The sequence below is a fragment of the Hyphomonas sp. genome (assembly GCF_013823385.1).
Taxonomy (GTDB): domain Bacteria; phylum Pseudomonadota; class Alphaproteobacteria; order Caulobacterales; family Hyphomonadaceae; genus Hyphomonas.
In genome coordinates, this window is the sequence record NZ_PNMA01000011.1 from 60,978 (window position 1) to 83,847 (window position 22,870).

Consider the following 22,870-nt stretch of genomic DNA (forward strand, 5'->3'; position numbering starts at 1 on the left):
CTGCGCAGAGACAGCGAAGACAAAACCTATTCCGGAGGAAGAGTTACATGAAAGGCATTATGCAGGACTGGCCGCTGACGGTGGACAAGATCCTCGAACATGCGCGTCTGCAGCACGGCAACCGCGAGATCATCACGCGCCGCGTGGAAGGCAATATCGCGCGGATCACCTATTCTGATCTTTATGACCTGTCGAAACAGGTTTCGACGGCGCTGAAAGATGAGGGCATTGGCCTGGGCGACCGGGTGGCGACGCTGGGCTGGAACTCCGAGCGGCATATGGCGAGCTGGTATGGCACGATGGGCATCGGCGCCGTGCTGCACACGATCAACCCGCGCCTGCACCCCGACCAGATCGCCTGGATCGCCAACCATGCCGAAGACAAGGTTCTGATCTTCGACAAGACCTTCCTGCCGATCGTGGAAGCGATCAAGGACAAGCTGGAAACGGTGAAGACCTTCGTGATCTATGCCGGCGCCGACACGATGCCGGAGAATACGCTCGGCGCGATTGCCTTCGACATCTGGATTGACGGGCGCAGCAAGAGCGTGCGCTGGGGCGACTTCCCGGAAGATACCGCCTGCGGGCTTTGCTATACCTCCGGCACGACGGGCAATCCCAAGGGCGTGCTCTATTCCCACCGCTCCAATGTGCTGCACACGCTGGTGACGATGGGCAAGGATGCGATGGGCATGGGGGCTTCGGACTCGGTGATGCCGGTGGTGCCGATGTTCCATGCCAATGCCTGGGGGCTGGCGATGTCCTGCCCGGCGACGGGGGCCAATATGGTGATGCCCGGCGCGCAGATGGACGGGGCCTCGATCTATGAACTTCTGAACACGGAGAAAGTGTCGATCACCGCAGCGGTGCCGACCGTGTGGCTGATGCTGCTGACGCATCTCCAGCAGAATGATCTGAAACTGCCTTACCTGAAGAAGGTGCTGATCGGCGGCTCGGCGATCCCGGAGAAGATCCTGCGGGCGTTTGAGGAGGAGTATGAGGTGGATGTGGTCCATGCCTGGGGCATGACCGAGACTTCGCCCCTGGGAACCCTCGGCGCGCTGCCGCCGCATCTTGAAGATGCGCCGGTGGAAGAGCGCATGAAGCAGAAGCTGAAACAGGGCCGCCCGCCCTTTGGCGTGGAGCTGCGCCTGGTCGATGATGATGGGGTGGAACTGCCGCGCGATGGCAAGACGTCTGGCCGTCTGCTGGTGCGCGGGGCGGCGATTGCGGCGGGCTATTTCAAGGGCGCCGGCGGGCATGTTCTGGATGCGGAGGGCTGGTTTGATACCGGCGACGTCGCCACCATCGACGAGATCGGCACGATGACGATCACCGACCGGGCAAAGGATGTGATCAAGTCCGGCGGGGAGTGGATTTCCTCCATCGACATCGAGAATATCGCCGTGGGGCATCCGAAGGTAGCGAACGCGGCAGCGATTGGCATCTACCATCCCAAATGGGATGAGCGCCCGCTGCTGATCGTGCAGCCGGCGGCCGGGGAAAATCCGACCAAGGAAGAAATCCTCAAGAGCCTCGAAGGCAAGATCGCCAAATGGTGGACGCCCGATGATGTGCAGTTTGTGGAGAGCATTCCGCTGGGCGCCACCGGCAAGATCAACAAGCTGGCCCTGCGCGAGAAGTTCAAGGACTACAAGCTGCCAACGGCTTGAGGGGGGGGGGCTGGACGCTTCCTTTCTGCCGTCATCCCGGAAAGCGCCCTGGCGCTTGTCCGGGACCCAGCTTGGCTGGACCTGGGTCCCGGTCTTTGTGCCTGCGGCACAAAACCGGGATGACGGAGGTCAGCTTTATTGCCGCCGCCCCATCCCTGACACCGCGCCTCATTGCGGGGCGGGGCAAAATCGCTAGGGTCGCGCGCGAAGCATGAGGACGGCGATGAGCGACACTCCACAGACAGGCAATGAGCCGGCAGGCTGGCGCGGCAAGCTGGCCGGGGTGGCGCTGCTGGCGGCGATCGGCGCGGTGGTGTGGTTTGGCGTGGCGGCGCTGGGCACGCGGGCGGGCCTCTGGAGCTGGCAGACGGGTCTGGAGACGCTGACGCTGAAGTTCGGGCCGCCGCTGGTCTGGGCGGTGATCGGCCTGTCGGTTGCGGCGGGCATTGCGGCGCTGGCGAAGGCGCCGCGCAAGCGGCCCTTCATGATGGCGATGGCGGCGCTGCTGGTGTCCGGCCTCACAATGGGGCGGCTGGCCGCGCATGAGGGCCAGATGGACCGCCTGCCGCCGTTGCACGACATCCAGACCGACTGGAGCAATCCCATCGCCCCGAGTGACGCGCTGGTGACGGAGCGAGAAGCGGCGGGCGCGCAGAACGCGATTGAGGAGGATCCGCTGATTTCGGCGGCGGCTGAGGCGCGCTGGCCGGGGCTTTCCGGGCGGCGGGTGGCCGAGGTGCAGGAAGAGGCCGAATTTGTGCCGGGCGAGCAGAAATCGCCGCGCGCAACGCCCTATCCCAAGCTCGCGCCGCTGATCGCGCCGGGCAGCATGGCAGAGGGCTATGCCGCCGCGCTGGCGGCTGTGGAAGGCAAGGGCTGGGACATCGTGCTGGCCGATCCTGAAGCGGGCCTGATCGAGGCGACCGAGACCAGCTTCTGGTATGGCTTCAAGGATGACATTCTCATCCGTATACGGCCCGATGAAGCGGGGGTGCGGATTGACGTGCGCTCGGTGAGCCGGGTGGGCCTGTCAGACCTTGGCGTCAACGCCAAGCGCGTGCGCAACCTGCTGGACGAGCTGGAAGTGCGCCTCAACAAGGCCGCGCCCCCGCCGGGCTGAAGCTTACTCCCCGGCGAAGGGATCGGCCCAGGTCTGCATCGTGTCTTCGGTGATGAGGCTGCGGTTTGGCTCGGCGCCCCAGCACATCTGGGAGCAGGAGCCGGCATGGTAGCGCCCGTCTTCATCCTGCGACACGGCCACGGCGTTGAGGCCCTCGAAGCTGAACGTCACCCCGCAGGCCGCAGAATTGGAAGCGCTCCGCACCATGACATATTTGGGCATGTCGCCCTTCAGGCTGCGCGTCACCTTGAAGAGGTAAACCAGCTGCGGCGGGTATTCGAAACCGCCCTCGGTCTCGGCCGGGAAGTTTCCCGTCGCCGGCTTGCGCACCGAGATCAGCTCGCCGACGAAGGCGCCGGCGGTGTATTCGCTTTCGAGCAGCGGGGGCTGGCTGTCACAGGGCAGGCAGCTGCAGGCGAGCGCGGCGGGGGCGGATACGGCAGCCAGAGCGGCAAGGGCGGCGAGGGGCTTCAGCATGGAGGGTCTCCTTTGGGGGCAGCCTGCCAGAACGCGCTGAACTTGGCCAGAGTTCCAGATCGCCGGTTTGATTGACCTATCGGATGGCTCATGCTGAGCGTCCTTCGCCTGGCTCAGGATGAGGGTCGAAGGACGAGCCGGGGCTAGCGTTGCGCTGTGGGGCCATCCTTCGACTTCGCTCAGGATGAGTGTTGTGGAAAGTGGTGAGCCTACCGTTTCAAATTCAACTCTTCCATCGTGCGGATGGCCTTGGCGGCGGAGACGCGGACGAGGTGGCGGCCTTTTTCGTCGCGCCAGTCGGCCTCGACGAAGCCGGAGGTCTTGCCGCGCGAGATGAGGCGGCCTTCGATGGTGATGAGGCCATTGGGCACCGGGCGGAAGATGCGGGTCTGCAGCTCGGTGGTGGTGAACCACTCGCCTTCTTCCAGGGCGCTCGCCATCGTCATCGAGACGATGTGATCGGAGAGGCCGGCGACCCAGCCGCCGAACACGCGGTCCGGGCCGATGTCGCGGCTGCCATCATTGGGCCATTCATAATAGACGCGGCCATAGGAGACTTCCTTCAGCCAGTCCTGCGGGCGGATGCCGAGATTGCGGATGCCGGGGGGCAGTTCCCATTCGCCCGAGCGCAGGCGCTTGAAGAAGGCCTCCTGCTGGGCGGACATTTGCGTGCGGGGGGTCATGTTTGGGTACGGAGCTTTCAGATGGGTTCGCGGCTTTGGGGGACGTCATCCCGGAATTTGCGCAGCAAATGTCCGGGACCCAGAAGCAACCTTTTTGGTTTCAAGGGCTGGGTCCCGGTCTTCACCTTCGGTGAAACCGGGATGACGCCCCGAGCACATGTTTTCCTCAACGGATCAGGTAACCGTGGCGCCGCCATCGACGACGAGCATCTGGCCGGTCATGTAGCTGCCGGCCTTCGAGGCGAGGTAGACGGCGGCGCCCGCGATTTCTTCCGGCTCGCCGATGCGCTTCAGCGGGGTGCCGGTGAGGGAGCGTTTGAGGGTTTCGGGGTTTTCCCAGAGGGCCTTGGCGAAGTCGGTCTTGATCAGGCCCGGCGCGATGCAGTTGACGCGGATATTGTCGGCGCCGAACTCGGTAGCGAGGTTGCGGGCTAGCTGGAAGTCGGCTGCCTTGGAGATGTTGTAGGCGCCGATGATCGGGGTGCCGCGCAGGCCGCCGATGGAGGAGACGATGATGATGGCGCCGTCTTTCCGGGCCTGCATCTGGGGGGCAACCATCTGCACCAGCCAGTGATTGGAGATGATGTTGTTCTGCAGGATCTTGGTGAACTGATCATCCGAGATGCCGGCCATCGGGCCATAATAGGGGTTGGAGGCGGCATTGCAGACGAGGATGTCGATCTTGCCGAAGGTCTTGTTGGTTTCGTCGACCAGGGCCTGAAGGTCTTCTTTTGAGGAGATGTTGGCGGGGATGGCAATGGCGGTGCCGTCACCATGCTTCTTGTTGATTTCGGCGGCGACTTCCTCGCACGGGCCGGGCTTGCGCGAGGAGATGACGACGCGGGCGCCCTGATCGGCCATCGCCTCGGCAATGGCGCGGCCGATGCCGCGGGACGAACCGGTGATGATGGCGGTTTTGCCGGTAAGATCGAACAGGCTCATGGGGCGCTCCTCTTTGTATCGTGTTCAGGTTTCTTGGCTGGGCGCACGCTAGGGCGTACCTATCAGAATCGCTAGGGGTTCCGTAAGGGAATTTCGGGAGGCAGGCCGCTGCGGCGATTACGCAACTTTGCGTATACCGGCGGCGCAGATAGACCACGGCCCGATGTCGCGCCCCCTCACCGCCTCTCTGGCCCGCCTGTTGGCGGTTGCTGCCCTGCTGATCCAGGCCGTGATGCCTTGGGCAATGGCGGCGGCGGCCGAGCGTGCGCCCGGTCTGGTGGCCCATTACTGCTCGACACCGGGGGACGCCCCCGGCGCCGTGGCCATCGGCGCGGAGCTCTCCAGGCTGCTGGCCGAGAAGGAAGGCAAGCCGGGCAAGGCCGACCCGCCGCATGATTGCGGGGACTGTATGCTGGGCCAGCCGGTTCCGGTGCCCGGCGCGGTGACCTTCAAGGTGCCGGTGATGCAGCCGGTGCCGGCCGATGTGATCCTTTTCGAGGTGCGCTTTGTGGAGGTGGCCCGTGGGCCGCCGCTGGGCGCGCGGGCGCCGCCAATGCCGACAGATACGATCTGAGCGCTGCCCGGCCGACGGGCGGCAAAGCCGGGCGTGCCCGGACCTTATCTGTCTCGAAGAATCCAATCTCATGAAACTTACATTCCATCCGGGCTCCGCCGTGAGCCTGACCGCCCTGTCGCTGGCTCTGGGGGCCGTGCTGCCTGCCGCTGCGCAGGAGACCCTCGAAGACGCGCCGAAGATCGAAGAGACGATCCTCGTCACCTCCACCGCCCGCGCCGCCGCCGCGATGGAACAGGCCGCCAAGACGCCGGGCGGCACCGATGTCATTCCGTATGAAGAGTTTGCCGACCGTTTCCTCGTCTCGATGCGGGATACGCTCGGCTTCTCGCCGGGCGTCTACACCCAGCCGCGCTATGGCCAGGAAGTGCGGATTTCCATTCGCGGCTCCGGCATCAGCCGGGGCTTCCACATGCGGGGGCTGACGCTGCTGCAGGACGGGGCGCCGATCAACCTTGCCGATGACAATGGCGACTTCCAGGAGCTGGAGCCGATCTTCTTCGATCACCTTGAAGTCTATCGCGGGGCCAATGCGCTACGCTTTGGCTCGGGTACGCTGGGCGGGGCCGTCAATGGCGTGACGCCGACCGGCGAGACCGCGCCGGGGGTCTATGTGCGCGCCGATGTTGGCAGCTTCGAGACCTATCGCGGGCTCGTTTCGGCGGGTGTGGCGCGGGGCAAGCTGGACGCCTGGGGCGCGGTGAGCGCGGATACCTCCCATGGCGACCGGGACCATGTGCGCCGCGACTCGGTGCGCTTTCAGGGCAATCTGGGCTATCAGGTGACGGACGCGGTGAGCACGCGTTTCTATCTCAGCCTCAATGACATTGACCAGGAACTGCCCGGCGCGCTGACGCTGAGCGATGCCCTCAACAATCCGAAGAAGGGCAACTTCGCGGGCGATCAGGCACGGGACGTAAAGTCCGTCCGTGTGCAGAACCAGACGCGGATTATGCTGGGCGAGGGGGAGTTGGCGCTTGGCGTGTTCCTCAATGACAAGGACCTCTACCATCCGATCTTCCAGGTGCTGGACTACAGCTCGCAGGACCGGGGCATCTGGGCGCGGTATGACTGGGAGCGCGGCCCGTTTGCCCTGACGGTGGGCGCCGAAGCGCGGGAGGGCGAGACCGACGCCAAGCGCTATGTGAACCTCAATGGCCGCAGCGGCGCGCTGACCTTCCAGGCCGATCAGGAGGCCTGGACGGCGAACGTCTATGCCGAAGGCCGCTACAGCGTGACCGATAAGCTGACCCTGATTGCCGGAGCGATCTATGCCGAGGGCGAGCGCGAGCAGCAGCTCAATTTCAATAATGGCGCGCCCACGGATGTTTTCGGCACCGCCAGCTTCGACGAATTCTCGCCGAAGTTCGGCCTGCTCTATGACCTCTCGCCGGAAATCCAGCTTTATGCCAATTACAGCCGCTCGGCCGAGTTCCCCGGTTTCAGCGAAGTGGCGCAGGTGGCAAGCTTCGTGCCGGTGGACGCGCAGACGGCCTGGACGGCAGAGATCGGCACGCGCGGGCGGGCCGGGATCGCGGCCTGGGACGTGTCGCTCTATTCGGCCGATATTGATGGCGAGATGCTGCAATTCACCGTCGGCCCGGACATTCCGGCGTCCACCTTCAATGCCGGCAAGACCATCCACCGGGGCATTGAGGCGGGGCTTGATCTGGAGTTCACTGACTGGCTGACCCTGCGCCAGGTCTATCAGTATTCGGACTTCAGGTTTGACGGCGACGCCCAGTATGGCGACAATGCGCTGCCGGTGGTGCCCGAACATGTCTACCGGGCGGAGCTGCGCTTTACCCAGGACCGGTTCACGATTGCGCCGAACCTTGAATGGGTGCCCGAGGGCGCCTGGGCAGACTATACCAACACGACGCAGACGGACGGCTACACCCTGCTGGGCGTGACCGGCAGCTATCAGGCAACCGGGAATATCGCCCTCTTCCTCGACGCGCGGAACCTCGCCGGGGAGAAGGCCGCCGGGGACATCTCGGCCGTGATCACGGCGGCGCCGGCTTCGGCGATCTACTATCCGGTGGAGCGGCGGGCCGTGTTCGGCGGCATCCGCGCGCGGTTCTGATCCGGCGGGCTGCGGGCTTCCCCTTTGCGGGCGGCCTGCAGCCCTGCTTGCCAGACCTACCCTTGACGGCGCAGACTGCCCTCAGGACTTGAAGGGAGGGTTTCATGCTTCAGCCTGTGCGAACTGTGGCGGCCATGATCTGTCTCGTGTTGCCGATTGCCTGCGCGAGCGCGGGTGAGGCGAAGGAGGCGGCGCCGCTGCCGGTGACTTATGACGCGGCACTGGCCGAAAGGCTGGGGGCGGATGATCTCGGGATGCGGTCTTATGTGCTGGCGATCCTGAAGACCGGGCCGCAGGACGGTGTGATCACGGACAAGGTTCAGCGGGCGGAGCTTTTTTCCGGGCACTTCTCGAATATGGGCCGGCTGGCCGAAGAGGGAAAGCTGGTGTTGGCCGGGCCGCTGGGCGGGGAGGACGGGCGGCGGGGCCTGTTCATTCTCAACACGCCCGACATTGCCACGGCGCAGGAATGGGTGGCGAGCGACCCCACCATCGCGGCGGGCATCTTTACCGTGGATTACAGCAAGTATTACGGCTCAGCCGCGCTGATGCAGGTGAATGAGGTGCATGCGGTGATCCAGAAGAAGGGGATCGGGGAGTAGGAAACGCGCGCCCCCGTTCCGTCATCCCGGAATTGCCGCAGGCAATGTCCGGGACCCAGAGGACCGTACGCCTGGATCCCGGTCTTTGGGCCTGCGGCCCAAAACCGGGAAGACGCTCTTTAAAGGTTGCGTTTAAGTGCGGGTGCCGATCAGCCCGCCAGGCCCCAGGCCTGCATCAGGATGTCGGCGAGTTTTTCCGTCCGGCGGCGGACGACATCGGAAGTCCAGGCATCCTGATCCATCAGGTCGCGGGTGAGCGCGAATTCCTGGCCGCCGCCGCCATTGAAGTAGATTTCCTTCTTGGCGCGGTAGTCCAGCCGGTCTGCCTGCTGGTTCACCTTGTTCGTAAGCAGAACGAAATTGCCCAGCGTGTCGCATTGTTCGCGCCGCTTTACCGGGTCGGGCCAGGTGATCATCCAGTGGCTGTCCTCGGGCGGGTTGCGCGGCAGGACATGTTCGACGGTGGCGTCCGATTCCGGCGGGATGGTGCGCCCGCCCGCGATGGCCGCGCACAGGCGCAGGGCAATCGCGCGGCGCTGGCCATAGGTGCCAAAGCGCGTGGTGAGCCGGTCGCGCAGCTTGCGGGCTTCGTCGCGGCTGATGGAGAGGGGGCCGGATTTGGCAAACAGCACGCGGTCATTGCGCACCGCTTCTGTAATCCGGGCGAGGCGTTTGTTGCGGGCCTCGCGCTCCTGCACCATGACCTGGGACATGTAGGAGAGGCGCTCGAGGCCGGCGAAGAATTCCGGCGCCATCGGATCCTTGAGGCCGCGTTCGACGATGAACTGGATGGCCGGCGCCCGCCAGGTCTTGTGTTCGAGGGCGCGCAGCTGGTTGATACTGTCGAGCACGCTCTGGGGCGCGCCCATGCCGAGATGGTCGAAACCGGTTTCGACCACGCGGAAGGCGGCGACATAGTTTGGCAGCATGTCGTCGAGGAAGGCGCGCGGATCGATCTTGTTCAGCACCGCCTTCTGGAAGCCGGCGAAGAGATCGCCCTTGGGCGAGCGGTCATGGATCGCGCGGATCTGGCGGAGCAGGTCGTCAAAGGCGCCGCCGCCGAGGATGGTCTCGTGCTCGGCCCAGCGCTCGGCATAGGCATTGGCTTCGTCAGCGGTGAATTTGGCGCGCTGGAACAGCTCGGTCTTGATGATGTCATGGGCGCCGGGCTCCTTGCCGCGCGTGTTCAGCACGCGGAACACCTTGAAGCCCTGATCCTTGTTGTCGACCACGACACGTACGAGGGCGCAGCCGCCGGTGACGACATCGGCCAGGGCGCGGCGGCGCTCGGGCGCCATCTCGCGCAGCTCGCGGTGGAAGGCGGCGGCGTTGGCGATGATCTTCTGCTGGCTTTCGCTCTCGCCGGGCTCGTTATCCAGCTTCAGCGTGGCGCCGGGGGTCTGGATGGTGTCGCGGAAGAAGGCGCCGACATCATAGTTGAGGGCAATGCGCCAGTTGGCGCCTTCGCCAAGCAGGGGGCGGTCCTCGTCGGCGATCAGCTTGTGCAGCTCCTTGGAGCGGGCGGGGTCTGGCTCCAGATCGCGCAGCACGCAGAGGAGGATGGTGAGCGTGGTCAGGCGCTGCTGGCCATCGACGATTTCCAGATGGCCGGGCTCCTCGCCATTCACGAACACCAGCGCGCCGATGAAGTGGGCAATGGAGGCGTCCATCGCATCGACAAGGTCTGCCAGGAGGTCGAGCGCTTCCCGGTCGCCCCAGGAATAGCTGCGCTGGTAATGGGGCATGCGCAGCCGCTCGCCGGGCGCGAACACTTCGCTCAGAGAACTTTCCTGCGCGCGGACGCCAAGTTGCATCAGTCTACCCTTCTACTCGCGCCCTCCCTAGCTCTTGCCAAACCGGTCGACAACGCGAGATGAACACCCCGCAAGGTTCTTTGGGCAGTAGTGTGACAGGAGAGTAACGATATGCGCCTCGTGAGATTCGTGGCCGAGGGTCAGGTCCGGTTTGGCCATCTGGAAGGCGATACTGTCGTGCCGGTCGCAGGAGACAGCTTTGTCGAGGCGCTGGAAGGCCGGGAGAAGGGCGCCCCGCTGGCCCTCAGCGTGGTGCATCTTCTGGCGCCGGTGCCCCGGCCCGGAAAAATCCTGGGGATAGGTGTCAATTATGCCGCCCATGCCGCCGAGAGTGTGAGCTTCATTTCCACCGCCAAACCGGAGGTGCAGAAATGGTTCAACAAGCAGGCCACGGCCGTCAACGGGCCCTATGATCCGGTCCACCTGCCGAAGGTGTCCGGGCAGCTCGACTATGAGGGCGAACTGGTGGTGGTGATCGGCAAGCATGGCCGGCATGTGCCCCGGGAGCGGGCCCTGGAAATCGTCGCAGGCTTTTGTATCGGTTGCGATTATTCGGTGCGCGACTGGCAGAAGGCGAGCCAGACAATGATCATGGGCAAGGGCTTTGACACTCACGCCCCGTTCGGCCCGGCGCTGGTGACGCCGGATGAAATCGAGGACCTGCCGGGGCTGGAAGTGCGGTCTTACGTGAATGGCGAGCAGCGCCAGTCCGGCCATGTCCGCGACATGATCCATGATATTGCGGCGCAGATTGCACATCTCACGGCGGCCTTTACGCTGGAGCCTGGGGATGTGATCTTTACCGGAACGCCGGCAGGGGTCGGCGCGGGGTTCGATCCGCCCAAATGGCTGAAGGCAGGTGACCGTGTACGCATCGAGATCGACGGGCTGGGCCATATCGAGAACGAGATCGTTCCCGAGCCTGAGACCATGCGAATCGGGTGAACGGGGCGGCCTGCGCCGGGGAACGACGGGGCCTCGCCTTGCGGGCAAGGCCCCAGTCTCCCCCGAGATCGCCCCCGCTCCGGCCAGCACTGGCCGCGGACCGGGGGCGTTCACAAACGGGAACACCTCCTGGTTAACCTTTGATAATCCCGGTGTCCACGCGCCATCTGTAGCCAGAACATCAGGAAAAGGCCGCTTGTGGCTGATTTGCAACGGTTTGCCGCTGGCTTGCCGGACGGGGCAAATCAGGACAATTCCCAGCAATTCGTTAACTAATTTCGCCTTATTTTTAAGATTGATGGGCTGATTGCGGGTGCTGACCTGATGACTTTTTTCTTGATCCTCCTCTATCTCGCCGCAGGCGCGGGGACCGGGTACGGTCTCTTCACGCTGACCACGGCGGGCCTGCCGCTGTCGATTGCGGGCGGGGCTGGGCTGGCGGCGGTGCTCATCCAGATCCATGTTCTGATCCGCACCTCCCTGACGGCGAAGGCCGCCAAACAGGTGGAACAGCGCGTCGAGGGCTTCGAGCGGGAGATCACCGACACCGCCCGCCGCATGAATGTGGTGGAGGCCCGCACGGACGCCATCGAGGAAACCGTCAAGATCGAGCTGGGCGAGCGCCGCGACGCGCTTGTCAACGAGATGCGCCAGCTGGAAGGGCTGATCGACAAGCTGACCCGCAGCTTCGAGACGCGCCTGACCGACAGCACCGTGGCGGCGCGCGTGCAGCCGGTGGAAGACGCCGCGCTGCGCGATGTGCGCGACGCGCTGAAGGATGGCCGGGTGGACCTGCACCTGCAGCCGATCGTGTCGCTGCCCCAGCGCCGGGTGACCTTCTATGAAGGCTTCACCCGCCTGCGCCGCCCCGATGGCAGCCATATCACCCCGGCCGATTTCCTGGACGCGGCCCGCCGCGCCAATCTGATGGGCATCATCGACAATTTCATGCTGTTCCGCTGTGTGCAGATCGTCCGGCGCCTGGCCGAGCGGGACCGCCGCGTCGGCGTGTTCTGCAATATCTCGTCCATCTCGCTGGAAGACCCGACCTTCTTCCCGATGTTCCTGTCCTTCATGACCGAGAACCGGGACCTTTCCGGCTCGGTGATCTTCGAGATCCGCGCCGACCGGTTCGAGCAGCGCTCGCCCACCATGCGCGCGAATATGGACAAGCTGACCGCGCTCGGCTTCCGCTTCTCGATCGACCATGTCGCGGGCATCGACCTTGACCTGCCGCGCCTGCAGGCGGCGGGCGTGCGCTTCGTCAAGGTGAATGGCAGCCAGCTGATCGACCAGCTGCGCGACCCGCATGGGCCCCGCCCGCTGACCGCGCTGAACCGCAAGCTGACCGGCAATGAAGTGGGCGCGGCCTTCTCGCGCTATGGCATCATGCTGATCGCCGAGAAGATCGAGGATGAGGCGAGCGTTGTCGAAATCCTCGAATACGAGATCCCCTTCGGCCAGGGCCATGTGTTCAGCGCGCCGCGCCCGATCAAATCCTCGCTGATGGAAGACACCGCGCCGCCGCGCGAGCTGATCGAGCGCCTGTCGAACTATCACTGAGTTTCAGCGCGTTTTATGTCCAGGTGTGCCCGGTGGCTGACAGGCTGCCGGGCCGCTTTGTTTCTGGCGCGGGGGTGCGCGGGATTTGCCTTTCGGGATCCCCGCCTGCGCGGGGAGGAGCGGGGACAGGGGCGGGAGTGGCTGAGCCTTGGCCATGTGGCTGTGTCCTCGCCGGGGGTGCCGGGAGGGCGCTTTTGGGTATTTTTGAAGGGATGGTGTTTGAGGCTCCCCCCTCCGTCCGCTTCGCGTCCACCTCCCCCGTAAACGGGGGAGGAGAGCAGCGCGCGGCCTTGCGGGATCTTTGCGTCAGGAAGTGTCGGTGGCGAAGTAGGTGAAGACCAGGTCTGTCAGGTTGCGGAGGGTGTCTTTCTCGTGGCCGGGCAGGGCGCTGCGCAGGCCGGGGATGCGGTGGGGCGAGAGGGGGCAGGGCTTTGGCGCAGGGCCGGCAAAGTGGCGGCGCAGCCAGCGGGCGGCGACGGCGTGGGGATTGCCGAGGGCAGCATGCAGCGCGGTGAGGCGGCGGGTGAAGCGGGCGGCGAGGTCGCGCGGCTTTGCGGCAGGGGCCGGCGGGGCGCTCAGGACATCATCTGTCAGTATACGGATGCGGGGCAGCTGTGAGGCGGGGAGATAGCCGGTCTTCGGGCGGGGCTGGGGCTCGCGCATGTTGAAGATGGGGGCGCGGGGGCTGGAGGTTTTCTGCGGCAAGACGGTCCCGGATCGCGGCTTTGCCGCGTCCGGGAGGGCGCGCGGTTTGGGGCGCTGCGGCAGGGGCTGGTGGGCGGCGAGGATGAGGACGACGCGGCGCAGGGCCGCCTCTGCGGGCACGAGGGCGTAAGCCGTCAGCTTGCGGATGAGGGTGTCGCTGGGCTGGGCGGTGCCGAGGCGCTCGAAGATGGAGTCGATATAATGGACAAAGCGCAGGATGAGCTGGCGCGCCTGTTCGAGCAGGACGTAGACGGGATCATCCGTGGGCTGAGGGGCGGCGTTTTCCATGCGGAGAATATAGCATGGGGCCGGAGGGGGGTGGACAAGGCGGGGTTGGATTTGGGGGAAGGGGTTGAGGGGATTGGGGTTTTTGGGGGTGGAGGGGTGGATAAGGGCGGGAGCCCGCCCATCCTTCGACTTCGCTCAGGATGAGCTTCTAAAGCGCAACATCAGAGTAGCTCATCCTGAGCGAAGTCGAAGGATGGCGGGCGTTGCTGCCCTCACCTCCCATTGCTGCGCAATGGGCCTGCTCCGGGCGTTTGCAGTGCAAACGCTGATCCTCCGCAGCCTCTCCCAGAGGGAGAGGGGTTTAGCGTTGTGCTTGCGGCTTCCCCCCTCCGCCCTTCGGGCACCTCCCCCGTGAACGGGGGAGGAGTGCGTTGTGCCTGGGGCTACTCTGCCGTTTCAGCGTCGATCGCGCGTTGGACGGCGGTGTAGAAGGCGTCGCGGGCGGGCCATTCGCCGCTGCGCAGGCCGAGCGCGCTGGTCCAGTTGGCGTTGGAGGCGATGACGAGGTTTCGGGAAGGGTCGATGAAGATGCCCTGGCCGAAGATGCCGTCGGCCATGAAGGCGCCGTCGTCGCGCGTCCACCATTGGAAGCCGTAGCCGAAGCCTGCCTCGCCGATATCGGCCTGCTTGACGGTGGCGGCGGGGAGCCAGTCTGTGGGGACGACCGGGCCGTTTGACGTGGTGGCGCCGTCGAGGATGAACTGGCCGAAGCGGGCAAAGTCGCGGGTTGAGGCCTGGATGCAGCAGCCGGAAATCTCATGGCCGTCCGAGCCGAGCAGCCAGGTGGCGTCCTGTTCCATACCATAGGGCGCCCAGATTTTTTCGGAGAGGTATTCGGCCACGGTCTTGCCGGTGGCGGCGCTGACGAGGACGCCGATGAGGTTCGTTTCGCCTGTGGAATAGTTCCAGACTTCGCCGGGGGGATGGGCGCGGGAGAGGGTGCGCATATAGGTGACGATGCCGATCTGGCCGGGGACGGGCTCGGCGCTGTCGAAGCGGGCGACATCGGAATTGGGGTCTTCATAGTCCTCGTTCCACGCAACGCCTGAGGTCATCGTCAGGAGCTGGGCGATGGTGACGTCATCATAGGGGGAGCCGGCGAGGTCCGGGATGTATCGGGCGACGGGATCGTCGAGGCTGTCGATATAGCCATCCGCGATGGCGGCGCCGACGAGGGTGGAGGTGAGGGATTTGGCGACGGAGAAGCTGGTCCAGCGGCCCTCTGGCGTGAAGCGGTTGCCGTAGCGTTCGAGGCGGATCTGGCCATCCTGCAGGATGACGAGGGCGGCGGCGTTCTGGGCGGCGAGATAGGCGTCAAGGTCAAGCTCTGCGGAGAGATCGAGCGGGGCGCCTTCGGGCAGGGGGCGGATGGACGCCCCGCGCGGGATGGGGCGCGATTCGATGATGAAGGGCAGGCGGTCCATCATCCGGAAGGCCGCGTCCCGCTGGGGGCCGGACCAGAAGAGAACATCGCGGCCGGAGGGGGGATTGGCGAGGACGGCGCGCCAGTCCGGCCCGATCAGAACCCAGCCGGCCCCGAGGATAAGGGCGATGACAACGCCAACAATGCCGATACCCCGCAGCCATTTTTGTGCGCCGCCCATAAACCTGACCCTCCCGTCATTTTTTCCCGGCTGCCAGCTTTAGTTGGGCGCGGTTTCGCCGCAAGGCGCAGTGCAGCAAATTGCCGGTGGGGCAAGCATGGACAAGGCGGCAGGGGCGGCTTAACGGAGACGGGTTTGTTACAGTTTTGAGGGGCCGAGGACGCATGTTCAAGAAGATCCTGATCGCCAATCGCGGTGAAATCGCCGTTCGTGTCATCAAGACCTGCCGCCGCCTGGGCGTCAAAACGGTCGTGGTTTACTCCGATGCGGATGCTGGCTCGATGGCGGTCGAGATGGCCGATGAGACGGTGTATATCGGCGCCTCGCCGGCCGCCCAGTCCTACCTCGTTCAGGACAAGATCATCGACGCGGTGCGCCAGACGGGCGCCGAGGCGATCCACCCCGGCTTTGGTTTCCTTTCGGAGAATGCCGGTTTTGCAAAGCGCCTTGAAAAAGAGGGCATCGGCTGGATTGGCCCGAACGCGCATGCCATCGACGCGATGGGCGACAAGATTTCGTCCAAGAAGCTCGCCGCGGAAGCCGGCGTTTCGACCGTGCCGGGGCATATGGACCTGATCAAGGACACCGCGCATGCGGTCGAGATCAGCCGCCAGATCGGCTATCCGGTGATGATCAAGGCCTCGGCCGGGGGCGGGGGCAAGGGCATCCGCGTGGCGGCCAATGACAAGGAAGTCGAAGAGGGCTTCCCGGCAGTGAAGGCCGAAGCGACGGCCTCGTTTGGCGACGACCGCATCTTCATCGAGAAGTTCATCCTGGAGCCGCGCCATATCGAAATCCAGGTGCTGGGCGACAAGCATGGCAATTGCATCTTCCTGAACGAGCGGGAATGCTCGATCCAGCGCCGGAACCAGAAGGTGATCGAGGAAGCGCCCTCGCCGCTGCTGGACCCCGAGACGCGCAAGAAGATGGGCGAGCAGGCTGTGGCGCTGGCCAAGGCTGTGAATTATGACAGCGCGGGCACGGTGGAGTTTGTCGCGTCGGGCAAGGACAAGGGGTTCTATTTCCTTGAAATGAATACCCGCCTGCAGGTGGAGCACCCGGTGACCGAGATGATCACGGGCGTCGACCTTGTGGAGCAGATGCTGCGCGTGGCCTATGGCGAGAAGCTGAAGATCAAGCAGTCTGACGTGAAGATCAATGGCTGGGCCGTGGAGAGCCGGGTGTATGCGGAAGATCCGTACCGGAACTTCCTTCCCTCGATTGGCCGCCTGAAGCGTTTCCATCCGCCTGCGGAAGGGAAAGTGGCGCGCGGGGAAGTGCGCCTTGATTCCGGCGTGCGCGAGGGCGACGAGATCTCGATGTTCTATGACCCGATGATCGCCAAGCTGATCACCCACGGGAAGGACCGCGACGCGGCGCTGGACGCCCATGGCGAGGCGCTCGACCGGTTCCATATCGAGGGCATCCAGGACAATATCCCGTTCATTGCCGCCGTGGTCGACGAGAAGCGGTTCCGCTCGGGCAATATCACGACCGCCTATATCAAGGACGAGTTCCCGCAGGGCTTTGAAGGCACCGCGCCGACGAAAGAGCAGGAAGCGATGCTGATCTGCTCGGCCGCTTATGTGCATGCCTTCTTCGCGCGCCGGGCGGCGCAGATTTCCGATCAGATGTCGTCGCCGGCCGCCTCTGTCCGCAAGGACTGGGTGGTGATCCTGGGCGACAAGCATCATCCGGTTACGATTGATATCGGCAAGGACGGGGAAGCTCAGATCACGGTCAATGGCGGCAAGGCGCACAGCCTTGTCACCTCCTGGCAGCCGGGGCAGCACCTTGTTGAAGGCGTGCTGGATGGCAAGCCGTTTGCCGTGAAGTTTGCCGACCGCACCGAGGGCTATCTCTTCCGCCATCGCGGCGTGGCGCTGCGCGCGCTGGTGTGCACGCCGTTCGTGGCCGACCTGCATGGCCGCCTGCCGGAGAAGCCGAAGGCGGATACCTCCAAGCTGGTCATCTCGCCGATGCCGGGCCTGGTTGTGTCAATGGACGTGTCGATAGGCCAGGAAGTGCAGGAAGGTGAAGCGGTCTGCATCGTGGAAGCGATGAAGATGCAGAACATCATCCGCGCAGGGGCCACCGGCACGGTGAAGGCCATCAATGTGAAGGCCGGCGACAGCGTGGCGGCCGACGAGATCATGGTGGAATTCGCGTAGGCCGGCGGGCCGAACCTGTCTCGAACTTAAAGTTTCCTAAACCGGTTTGTTCTGGTAATCCTCCTGACGTGGCGGCAGGGGACTATTCCCATGGATGGGCTGTCACTCTGAACGGACGGCAAATTCATCCGTTGCCGGACATAGAAGGGACGCTTTCATGGAACTTTTCCTCAGCCCCAATGGCCGGATCGATCAGCCTACCTACTGGCGGGCGGTGCTCATTCTGTTTGGCATCAGCGCGGCACTGAATGTTGTCAGCGCTTTCGTTTCGCCATTTCTCGGTTTTGCAGGAATTCTGTTCATCTGGCCGTGGATCGCGGTGCATGTGAAGCGCTTCCATGATTCGGGAAAGACGGGCTGGCTGGTCCTGGCCGTGATTGTTCTGGCGTTTATCCTGTCATGGGTGCTGGGACTTGTGCTGCCGGGACTGTTTGGGGTCGATCAGGCAGCCCTTCAGGCGGAAATGCAGCGCGAGATCGAACAGGCCGCGGCAAGCGGAAACCCCGCAGCGGCCATGACTGTTGCAATGGAAGCGACGCGTGACATGTCGCAACGCATGCTCCTGCCGGGTCTGATTCAGGGTGTGATCATGACCGGTTTGATCGGCGTTTTCATGGGCGCCATCAACAAGACAGACCCCAATGACAACCAGTATGGCCCCGGCCCGGCGGGCGCATCTTCCACTTTCGTCTGATCCGGCCTTCTCTCAACCAACATCGAAAAAGGGGATATCCTTGATGGTAAGTTTTCCTGACGCCGTAAAAATGTTTTTCACGCGCTACACCGATTTCCAGGGGCGTTCGCGCCGGTCGGAATACTGGTGGGTGGTGCTGTTCAATCTTCTGGTCATGCTCGTGCTGGGCCTCCTGCTGGTGACGCTGGGCGGGTTCAACCCGGAGACCGGAGCGATGGGGCCGCTCGCCTATGTCTTCTTCGTGATCATCGGGCTTTATGGCCTTGGGATCATCATTCCGAGCATCGCGCTGTTTGTGCGCCGGCTGCATGATATCAACCAGACCGGCTGGATCTATCTGGGGCTCGTGATTGCGGGCTTCATCCCGTTCATCAACTTCCTGGCCTCGATCGCGCAGATCGTGATCGCCTGTATCCCCGGCACCGTTGGCCCGAACAAGTATGGCCCCGATCCGAAAAATCCGGGCGCGGGGAATGCCGACGTCTTTGCCTGATCCTTCAGGCCGGCAAATTTTCCAGAGAAAGCCGGGCGGAGGCGTCCGGCTTTTTTTGTTGCGTACCTTTATCGTTTATTGATAAGGGCGACGTAGAGTTTCCTGAAACCCGCCCCTGAAGGGACGCCGCAGACCGCATGGATTTCCGCCAGACTTTCTTTGACGCTCAAGGCCGGATGAGCCCGCGCAACTTCGCCCGGGGGCTGATCGTGCTGACCGGCGTGATGGTGGTGATCCAGGCGCTGGCGGTGATCGCCGGGCCGCAGGCCAATGTGCTGCAATATGCGCTGGTGTTTCCCTATATCTCCGTATTCGCCAAGCGCCTGCACGATGCCGGGCAGACGGCCTGGCTGTGGCTGGCTTTCCTGGTGGGCTGGGTGGTGGTGAACGCGGTGGTGGGCGGTATCCTGATGCAGCTGATGGTGCCGGGCGCGATGGAGCTGTCCACGGATCTGGTGAACGCCATGATGGCGCCCGAAAGCGTGGATCAGGCGGCGCTGAGCGCCAAGGTGGAGGAGTTTGCGCGGCTTTCGGCGGTGCCCAACATCCTGTCTTTCCTGATTGCCAGCGGCGTGACCGGCTATGTGGCCTACAGCCTGAAATCCGACCCCAGACCCAATCGCTTCGGCCCGCCCACGACCGGCAGCCGTTCTTCCTGACGCCCGCCCCTTAAGAGACGAGGACCTGCCATGGAATATACCGCCGGCGCCGTTGACCCGCACCGCCCCTGGATCCGTGATGCGCGCGACGCGCCGGAAAACATGAACTGGCGGGGCACCCTCTTCAATCCCTTCGGGAAGAGCTACAAGCTGCACTTCACGCGGGCCTGGACCTTCATGTTCCTCGGCCGGGTGGCGCTGTATGTGATCCCGAGCTTCATTGCCTTCGTGGCCGGGATTGCCGGGGTGAGCAGCGAGGGCTTCAACAAGCCGGTGAGCCTCGTTCTGTTCACCGTTCCGGCGGTGCTGCTGCCCTTCGCGCTGTTTACGCTGCTGACGGAGTATACGTCTTTCGTGGTGCATGTCCGCAGGCTGACGGAAGCGGGGCGCTCTGCCTTCATGGCGGTGATCGTTCTGGTGCCGCTGCTGCTGGGGCTGATTGCCTATGCGCTGGGCACGCAGGCCGGGGCGGCGCAATACCGGCAGATGCATTCGCCCGCCAATACCGAAGCGGTGGAAACGCGCACGGAGAAGAAGGGCGAAGAGGAAGAGGGCGAAAACGCCGCGTCCAAGGATACCCAGCCGGCGGCGGCCGGTGGCGGCGGGGCGCGCGACCCGCGCCGGGCGGCGATGATGAAGATGAGCGAGCGCGAGATGGCCATACAGGCGGGCATGGGGATGGCCTTCCCGATCTGGTGGCTCGCCTCGTTCGGGGCGATGCTCTGGTCGCTGATGTATGTGGCGCGCCTGCCCAATGGCGGGGAAGGGAAATTCCGCACGGGCAGCCATATGTCGCCGGAAGAGATTGCGCGCGGGGTTTAACGGCGCGCATTTGGCTGGCGCTGTGTTTCTATTGAGAGCTGCCCCACCCTTTCCCTCCCCATAGTCATGGGGAGGGGACCTGTTGCTTTGTGGGGAGAGCTTGCGTTTCGGCGGTGAGCGGCCTGCCCCCTCCCCATGACTATGGGGAGGGTTGGGGTGGGGTATGGTGAGGTCAGGCGGTCACTACGGGCGCTTCCACCCGGATCAGCTCGCTGCCGAAGACATCCTCGAAGGCGGCTTTCAGGGCCATGTCCACCTCTGCCATCGAGACGATGCGGCCGAGGCCGGCGAGGCTGGTGACGCCGTAGCGGGGGTCTTCGATGCCGCAGGGGGTGATGCCGGTGAAATGGTCAAGCTCCGGCTCCACATTCAGCGAGATGCCGTGGAAGCTGACCCAGCGCTTGAGGCGCACGCCGATAGCCGCGATCTTGTCTTCGCGCAGGGGGCTGCCGGGCTCTGTGCGGTCGACCCAGACGCCGACACGGCCCTCGCGCATGCCGCCCTCGACATTGAAGGCGGCCAGCGCCGCGATGATCCAGGCTTCCAGGCTGGCGACGAAGGCGCGGACATCGCGGCCGCGGGCGGCGACGTCCAGCATCACATAGGCCACTCGCTGGCCGGGGCCGTGATAGGTGTACTGGCCGCCGCGCCCGGCATCGTAAACCGGGAAGCGGGCGGGGTCTTTCAGGTCTTCGATGCGGGCCGAGGTGCCGGCGGTGTAGAGGGGGGGATGTTCCAGAAACCATACGAGTTCCGGGGCATTTTCCTCCCTGATGGCGCGGGCGCGGGCCTCCATGGCGGCGAGGGCCGCCTCGTAAGGCACCGGAGCCTCGGAAACGGCCCATTCGACGGGAGGAAAATTCTTCATGGCCGGTGCGATATAGGCGTTTTTCAGGGCTTCACAAAGCCGAATGACCGCCTTATACGGCCCGTCTGCCTCGAGAATACCAGTGTGCGGTCGTGGCGGAATTGGTAGACGCGCAGCGTTGAGGTCGCTGTGGGGCAACCCGTGGAAGTTCGAGTCTTCTCGACCGCACCATTCTCACTCCGGCGGAAACGCAAAAAACCCCTCCCTGGCCTGGCCCGGGAGGGGTTTTGCGTTTCAGGGCCGGGGAGCCGTGCCTTCAGAGGTTGCAGTCTGCTTCCGGAACCGGGGTGCGCGCCCATTGCTTGCCGGGGCGGGGCGGGGTCCAGGGGGTGTAGGTGAGGGTGAAGGGCTCTGCCTCCCGCTGGAGGGTGAGGGTGACCGGGGTGCCGGGGGCGGCGTCGCGGGCGGCCTCAAGGGCCTCGGGGTTTAGGATGAGGTCGTAGCGCTGGATGCCGGCGGCTTCGGCGGGAGTGCCCGGCACGATGGGGCCAGCGCGGGTGTTGCCATCTTCATCCTTATAGGGACGGAAGCCGATCACGAAATTCTGCAGCATCTTTTCCTCTGCCACAAAGCAGGGGCCGAAAAGGTCTGAGGGCAGATCAAGCGGGGTGCCTTCCATCATGGCACGGAAGCCGGTCTGGCCGGCCTCGCCGAGATAGACGCCGGCAAGATCATGCCAGAGGGCAACGCCGTCTTCAGCGTCCTTTCCGGCTTCCAGAAAATCGAAGATCAGATTGTCGACGCGCAGCGTTCCGCCAGAGGTCGCGCGGATCTGCGCGTCGAGGAGGGCGATGTAGAGGGGGCCGCGATTGTAGGGCACGATCTGGGCATTGCCATCGGAGAAGAAGAGGCGGGTGACCTCGGCATTGGAAAGGTTCGACTGCGGATTGGTGTAGTAGGATTTGGCGTAGCCGTTGAAGCCATCGATGAACTGCTCGAGGCTGGTGAGACCGGCGCGGTAGGGCAACAGGACGGTGTAATAGTTCGTCACGCCTTCGGAATACCATTGCTGGCCGCCGGCGCCGCCGCCATCGCCATAGCCGCGCACGAAATGGTGCAGCGCTTCATGGGCGAGGAGGGAGCGGACTTCATCGGGGTCACGGTCTTCGCCCTCGACGGTGCCGAAGATGAAAGAGTTGAAGCCCCCGCCCCCGCCGCCCTGGAAGCGTTCGGTGGTGCGCATGAAGATGCGGAAGGGCGTGTCGCTGGCCCCGAAGAAGCCGTTGAAATAGTCATAGGCCTGGCGCGTCCAGTCGGCGGCGCCGTCCAGGTCGAAGGCGGCCGGCGTCATCCAGTAGGTGACGAAGGGGCCCGAGCCGTCTTCCGGCTGGCTGCGCAGGGGGCCGGCCATGAAGAAGGTGTTGTTGAGGTTCTGCGCGGTAACCGTGGCGGTGGCATTGCCTTCGCCGAGGCTGGAGGCGGCGCGGGCGCCGGGCTCAAGCTCCGAGAGATCCCAGTTGAGGGCAACGTTCCGCGGCCAGCCGGAGACGGGCAGGGCGAGCATGGTGTTGCCCGCGCCATAGAAGCCGGTGAGCTCTGTGCGGGTGTCGATCAGCGGGCCGGGGCGGGTGGATGCGGTGATGACGCGCGGCGCGATCGTGTAGCGCACGGTGACATCGCCCTGGCTGGCACGGGCGGCGATCCAGCGGCGGTCTTGGCGGAAGTCTGACGGGTCGACGGGGTCTTCCTCGATGGTGAGCGGCAGGGGGCCGGCAACGTCTTCGGCGACGAGCGTTTCCGGACGGGTGAGCGCGCCGGGCGCCATGACGCGCACGATGGCCATGGAGAGGAAGGTGTCGCCTGGCTGCAGCGCGGGCTCGCGGATGAGCAGGGTGATGTCGATGGCCTCGACCTTTTCGCCGGCCGGGCGGCGGGGGGTGAGGGCGATCTCCATATCGGCAGGCGCGGCGGCTTGCGCCTGGGCGGCGGGCGCGGGCGGGGCGGCGCAGGCGGCCGGCAGCAGGCAGGCGATGAGGAGCGCGGCGGCGGCGAGGAGCGAGCGGTCTGGGCGGGCGGAAATCATGCGGCGGGGTCCCCGGTCTGCTGTGTCGGCCTGATCCTACAGGCTTTGCCGGGGAGTTTTAATC

The 22,870-nt window shown here is 64.6% G+C and carries 20 protein-coding genes and 1 tRNA gene; 13 read left to right on the forward strand and 8 right to left on the reverse strand.

From position 1 onward, the window contains the following. Positions 1 to 47: 47 nt before the first annotated feature. Together C0456_RS08725 and C0456_RS08730 are read left to right on the forward strand one after the other, a co-directional pair. Positions 48 to 1,673: a long-chain-fatty-acid--CoA ligase gene (locus C0456_RS08725; protein ID WP_291050612.1), complete on the forward strand. Its 1,626-nt coding sequence runs from the start codon at positions 48 to 50 to the stop codon at positions 1,671 to 1,673. A 223-nt stretch (positions 1,674 to 1,896) separates the two neighbouring features. Next, positions 1,897 to 2,793, forward strand: a complete 897-nt coding sequence (locus tag C0456_RS08730) for a DUF1499 domain-containing protein (RefSeq protein WP_291050615.1) — start codon at positions 1,897 to 1,899, stop codon at positions 2,791 to 2,793. Positions 2,794 to 2,796: 3 nt separating this feature from the next. Here the strand turns inward: C0456_RS08730 and C0456_RS08735 are convergent, their stop codons facing one another. The 3 genes from C0456_RS08735 to C0456_RS08745 all read right to left on the reverse strand — a co-directional run bounded on the left by C0456_RS08735 (position 2,797) and on the right by C0456_RS08745 (position 4,895). After that, on the reverse strand, positions 2,797 to 3,270 hold the full coding sequence (locus C0456_RS08735) for a hypothetical protein (protein WP_291050618.1): 474 nt from the start codon (positions 3,268 to 3,270) through the stop codon (positions 2,797 to 2,799). A 209-nt stretch (positions 3,271 to 3,479) separates the two neighbouring features. Further along, positions 3,480 to 3,953, reverse strand: a complete 474-nt coding sequence (locus C0456_RS08740; RefSeq protein ID WP_291050620.1) for a PaaI family thioesterase — start codon at positions 3,951 to 3,953, stop codon at positions 3,480 to 3,482. 174 nt (positions 3,954 to 4,127) lie between these two features. Further along, on the reverse strand, positions 4,128 to 4,895 hold the full coding sequence (locus C0456_RS08745) for an SDR family oxidoreductase (RefSeq protein WP_291050622.1): 768 nt from the start codon (positions 4,893 to 4,895) through the stop codon (positions 4,128 to 4,130). A gap of 163 nt (positions 4,896 to 5,058) precedes the next feature. On the opposite strand from C0456_RS08745, the gene C0456_RS08750 reads away from it, so the two are divergent. The 3 genes from C0456_RS08750 to C0456_RS08760 all read left to right on the forward strand — a co-directional run bounded on the left by C0456_RS08750 (position 5,059) and on the right by C0456_RS08760 (position 8,157). Then, on the forward strand, positions 5,059 to 5,469 hold the full coding sequence (locus tag C0456_RS08750) for a DUF2946 family protein (protein ID WP_291050625.1): 411 nt from the start codon (positions 5,059 to 5,061) through the stop codon (positions 5,467 to 5,469). Between the two features lie 70 nt (positions 5,470 to 5,539). Further along, a complete protein-coding gene (locus tag C0456_RS08755; protein ID WP_291050628.1) occupies positions 5,540 to 7,555 on the forward strand; it encodes a TonB-dependent receptor in 2,016 nt (671 codons plus the stop codon). Between the two features lie 104 nt (positions 7,556 to 7,659). Next, positions 7,660 to 8,157: a YciI family protein gene (locus tag C0456_RS08760; RefSeq protein ID WP_291050632.1), complete on the forward strand. Its 498-nt coding sequence runs from the start codon at positions 7,660 to 7,662 to the stop codon at positions 8,155 to 8,157. 149 nt (positions 8,158 to 8,306) lie between these two features. Here C0456_RS08760 and C0456_RS08765 read toward each other — a convergent pair whose 3' ends face one another. Continuing rightward, positions 8,307 to 9,971 carry a DUF262 domain-containing HNH endonuclease family protein gene (locus C0456_RS08765; RefSeq protein WP_291050635.1) on the reverse strand — a complete coding sequence of 555 codons (1,665 nt, stop codon included), beginning with the start codon at positions 9,969 to 9,971 and terminating at the stop codon, positions 8,307 to 8,309. Positions 9,972 to 10,082: 111 nt separating this feature from the next. Here C0456_RS08765 and C0456_RS08770 point away from each other — a divergent pair, with 111 nt between their 5' ends. Together C0456_RS08770 and C0456_RS08775 are read left to right on the forward strand one after the other, a co-directional pair. Then, a complete protein-coding gene (locus tag C0456_RS08770; protein ID WP_291050637.1) occupies positions 10,083 to 10,916 on the forward strand; it encodes a fumarylacetoacetate hydrolase family protein in 834 nt (277 codons plus the stop codon). Between the two features lie 324 nt (positions 10,917 to 11,240). Then, positions 11,241 to 12,479, forward strand: a complete 1,239-nt coding sequence (locus tag C0456_RS08775) for an EAL domain-containing protein (RefSeq protein WP_291050639.1) — start codon at positions 11,241 to 11,243, stop codon at positions 12,477 to 12,479. Positions 12,480 to 12,785: 306 nt separating this feature from the next. Here C0456_RS08775 and C0456_RS08780 read toward each other — a convergent pair whose 3' ends face one another. Both C0456_RS08780 and C0456_RS08785 read right to left on the reverse strand, forming a co-directional pair. Continuing rightward, positions 12,786 to 13,472 (reverse strand): hypothetical protein, encoded by a 687-nt coding sequence (locus C0456_RS08780; protein ID WP_291050641.1) that lies wholly within the window; start codon positions 13,470 to 13,472, stop codon positions 12,786 to 12,788. A 383-nt stretch (positions 13,473 to 13,855) separates the two neighbouring features. Then, positions 13,856 to 15,076, reverse strand: a complete 1,221-nt coding sequence (locus tag C0456_RS08785; protein WP_291050642.1) for a serine hydrolase — start codon at positions 15,074 to 15,076, stop codon at positions 13,856 to 13,858. Between the two features lie 164 nt (positions 15,077 to 15,240). Between C0456_RS08785 and C0456_RS08790 the strand changes: the two genes are divergently transcribed. The 5 genes from C0456_RS08790 (at position 15,241) to C0456_RS08810 (ending at position 19,915) form a co-directional block, all read left to right on the forward strand. Next, complete coding sequence (locus C0456_RS08790) at positions 15,241 to 17,247, forward strand: acetyl/propionyl/methylcrotonyl-CoA carboxylase subunit alpha (protein ID WP_291050644.1); 2,007 nt, start codon at positions 15,241 to 15,243, stop codon at positions 17,245 to 17,247. Between the two features lie 157 nt (positions 17,248 to 17,404). Continuing rightward, positions 17,405 to 17,941, forward strand: coding sequence for a DUF805 domain-containing protein (locus C0456_RS08795; protein ID WP_291050647.1), 537 nt, complete (start codon positions 17,405 to 17,407; stop codon positions 17,939 to 17,941). 70 nt (positions 17,942 to 18,011) lie between these two features. After that, positions 18,012 to 18,434 (forward strand): DUF805 domain-containing protein, encoded by a 423-nt coding sequence (locus tag C0456_RS08800; protein WP_291050649.1) that lies wholly within the window; start codon positions 18,012 to 18,014, stop codon positions 18,432 to 18,434. A gap of 137 nt (positions 18,435 to 18,571) precedes the next feature. Then, complete coding sequence (locus tag C0456_RS08805; protein ID WP_291050652.1) at positions 18,572 to 19,093, forward strand: DUF805 domain-containing protein; 522 nt, start codon at positions 18,572 to 18,574, stop codon at positions 19,091 to 19,093. A 30-nt stretch (positions 19,094 to 19,123) separates the two neighbouring features. Next, a complete protein-coding gene (locus tag C0456_RS08810) occupies positions 19,124 to 19,915 on the forward strand; it encodes a hypothetical protein (protein ID WP_291050655.1) in 792 nt (263 codons plus the stop codon). 172 nt (positions 19,916 to 20,087) lie between these two features. On the opposite strand, the gene lipB is transcribed toward C0456_RS08810, so the two are convergent. Then, on the reverse strand, positions 20,088 to 20,783 hold the full coding sequence (lipB, locus tag C0456_RS08815) for a lipoyl(octanoyl) transferase LipB (RefSeq protein WP_291050658.1): 696 nt from the start codon (positions 20,781 to 20,783) through the stop codon (positions 20,088 to 20,090). Between the two features lie 86 nt (positions 20,784 to 20,869). Between lipB and C0456_RS08820 the strand changes: the two genes are divergently transcribed. Further along, positions 20,870 to 20,954, forward strand: a tRNA-Leu gene (locus C0456_RS08820). A gap of 85 nt (positions 20,955 to 21,039) precedes the next feature. Here C0456_RS08820 and C0456_RS08825 read toward each other — a convergent pair. Beyond that, positions 21,040 to 22,806, reverse strand: coding sequence for a hypothetical protein (locus C0456_RS08825; protein ID WP_291050660.1), 1,767 nt, complete (start codon positions 22,804 to 22,806; stop codon positions 21,040 to 21,042). Between the last annotated feature and the right edge of the window lie 64 nt (positions 22,807 to 22,870).

Bases quoted from the DNA above. Each gene is read 5' to 3' on its own strand.
- C0456_RS08780 (WP_291050641.1), bottom strand. From the start codon at position 13,472: ATGGAAAACGCCGCCCCTCAGCCCACGGATGATCCCGTCTACGTCCTG.
- C0456_RS08750 (WP_291050625.1), top strand. From the start codon at position 5,059: ATGTCGCGCCCCCTCACCGCCTCTCTGGCCCGCCTGTTGGCGGTTGCT.
- C0456_RS08775 (WP_291050639.1), top strand. From the start codon at position 11,241: ATGACTTTTTTCTTGATCCTCCTCTATCTCGCCGCAGGCGCGGGGACC.
- C0456_RS08725 (WP_291050612.1), top strand. From the start codon at position 48: ATGAAAGGCATTATGCAGGACTGGCCGCTGACGGTGGACAAGATCCTC.
- C0456_RS08810 (WP_291050655.1), top strand. From the start codon at position 19,124: ATGGAATATACCGCCGGCGCCGTTGACCCGCACCGCCCCTGGATCCGT.
- C0456_RS08770 (WP_291050637.1), top strand. From the start codon at position 10,083: ATGCGCCTCGTGAGATTCGTGGCCGAGGGTCAGGTCCGGTTTGGCCAT.
- C0456_RS08735 (WP_291050618.1), bottom strand. From the start codon at position 3,270: ATGCTGAAGCCCCTCGCCGCCCTTGCCGCTCTGGCTGCCGTATCCGCC.
- C0456_RS08755 (WP_291050628.1), top strand. From the start codon at position 5,540: ATGAAACTTACATTCCATCCGGGCTCCGCCGTGAGCCTGACCGCCCTG.
- lipB (WP_291050658.1), bottom strand. From the start codon at position 20,783: ATGAAGAATTTTCCTCCCGTCGAATGGGCCGTTTCCGAGGCTCCGGTG.
- C0456_RS08765 (WP_291050635.1), bottom strand. From the start codon at position 9,971: ATGCAACTTGGCGTCCGCGCGCAGGAAAGTTCTCTGAGCGAAGTGTTC.
- C0456_RS08795 (WP_291050647.1), top strand. From the start codon at position 17,405: ATGGAACTTTTCCTCAGCCCCAATGGCCGGATCGATCAGCCTACCTAC.
- C0456_RS08730 (WP_291050615.1), top strand. From the start codon at position 1,897: ATGAGCGACACTCCACAGACAGGCAATGAGCCGGCAGGCTGGCGCGGC.
- C0456_RS08800 (WP_291050649.1), top strand. From the start codon at position 18,012: ATGTTTTTCACGCGCTACACCGATTTCCAGGGGCGTTCGCGCCGGTCG.
- C0456_RS08745 (WP_291050622.1), bottom strand. From the start codon at position 4,895: ATGAGCCTGTTCGATCTTACCGGCAAAACCGCCATCATCACCGGTTCG.
- C0456_RS08790 (WP_291050644.1), top strand. From the start codon at position 15,241: ATGTTCAAGAAGATCCTGATCGCCAATCGCGGTGAAATCGCCGTTCGT.
- C0456_RS08805 (WP_291050652.1), top strand. From the start codon at position 18,572: ATGGATTTCCGCCAGACTTTCTTTGACGCTCAAGGCCGGATGAGCCCG.
- C0456_RS08825 (WP_291050660.1), bottom strand. From the start codon at position 22,806: ATGATTTCCGCCCGCCCAGACCGCTCGCTCCTCGCCGCCGCCGCGCTC.
- C0456_RS08760 (WP_291050632.1), top strand. From the start codon at position 7,660: ATGCTTCAGCCTGTGCGAACTGTGGCGGCCATGATCTGTCTCGTGTTG.
- C0456_RS08785 (WP_291050642.1), bottom strand. From the start codon at position 15,076: ATGGGCGGCGCACAAAAATGGCTGCGGGGTATCGGCATTGTTGGCGTT.
- C0456_RS08740 (WP_291050620.1), bottom strand. From the start codon at position 3,953: ATGACCCCCCGCACGCAAATGTCCGCCCAGCAGGAGGCCTTCTTCAAG.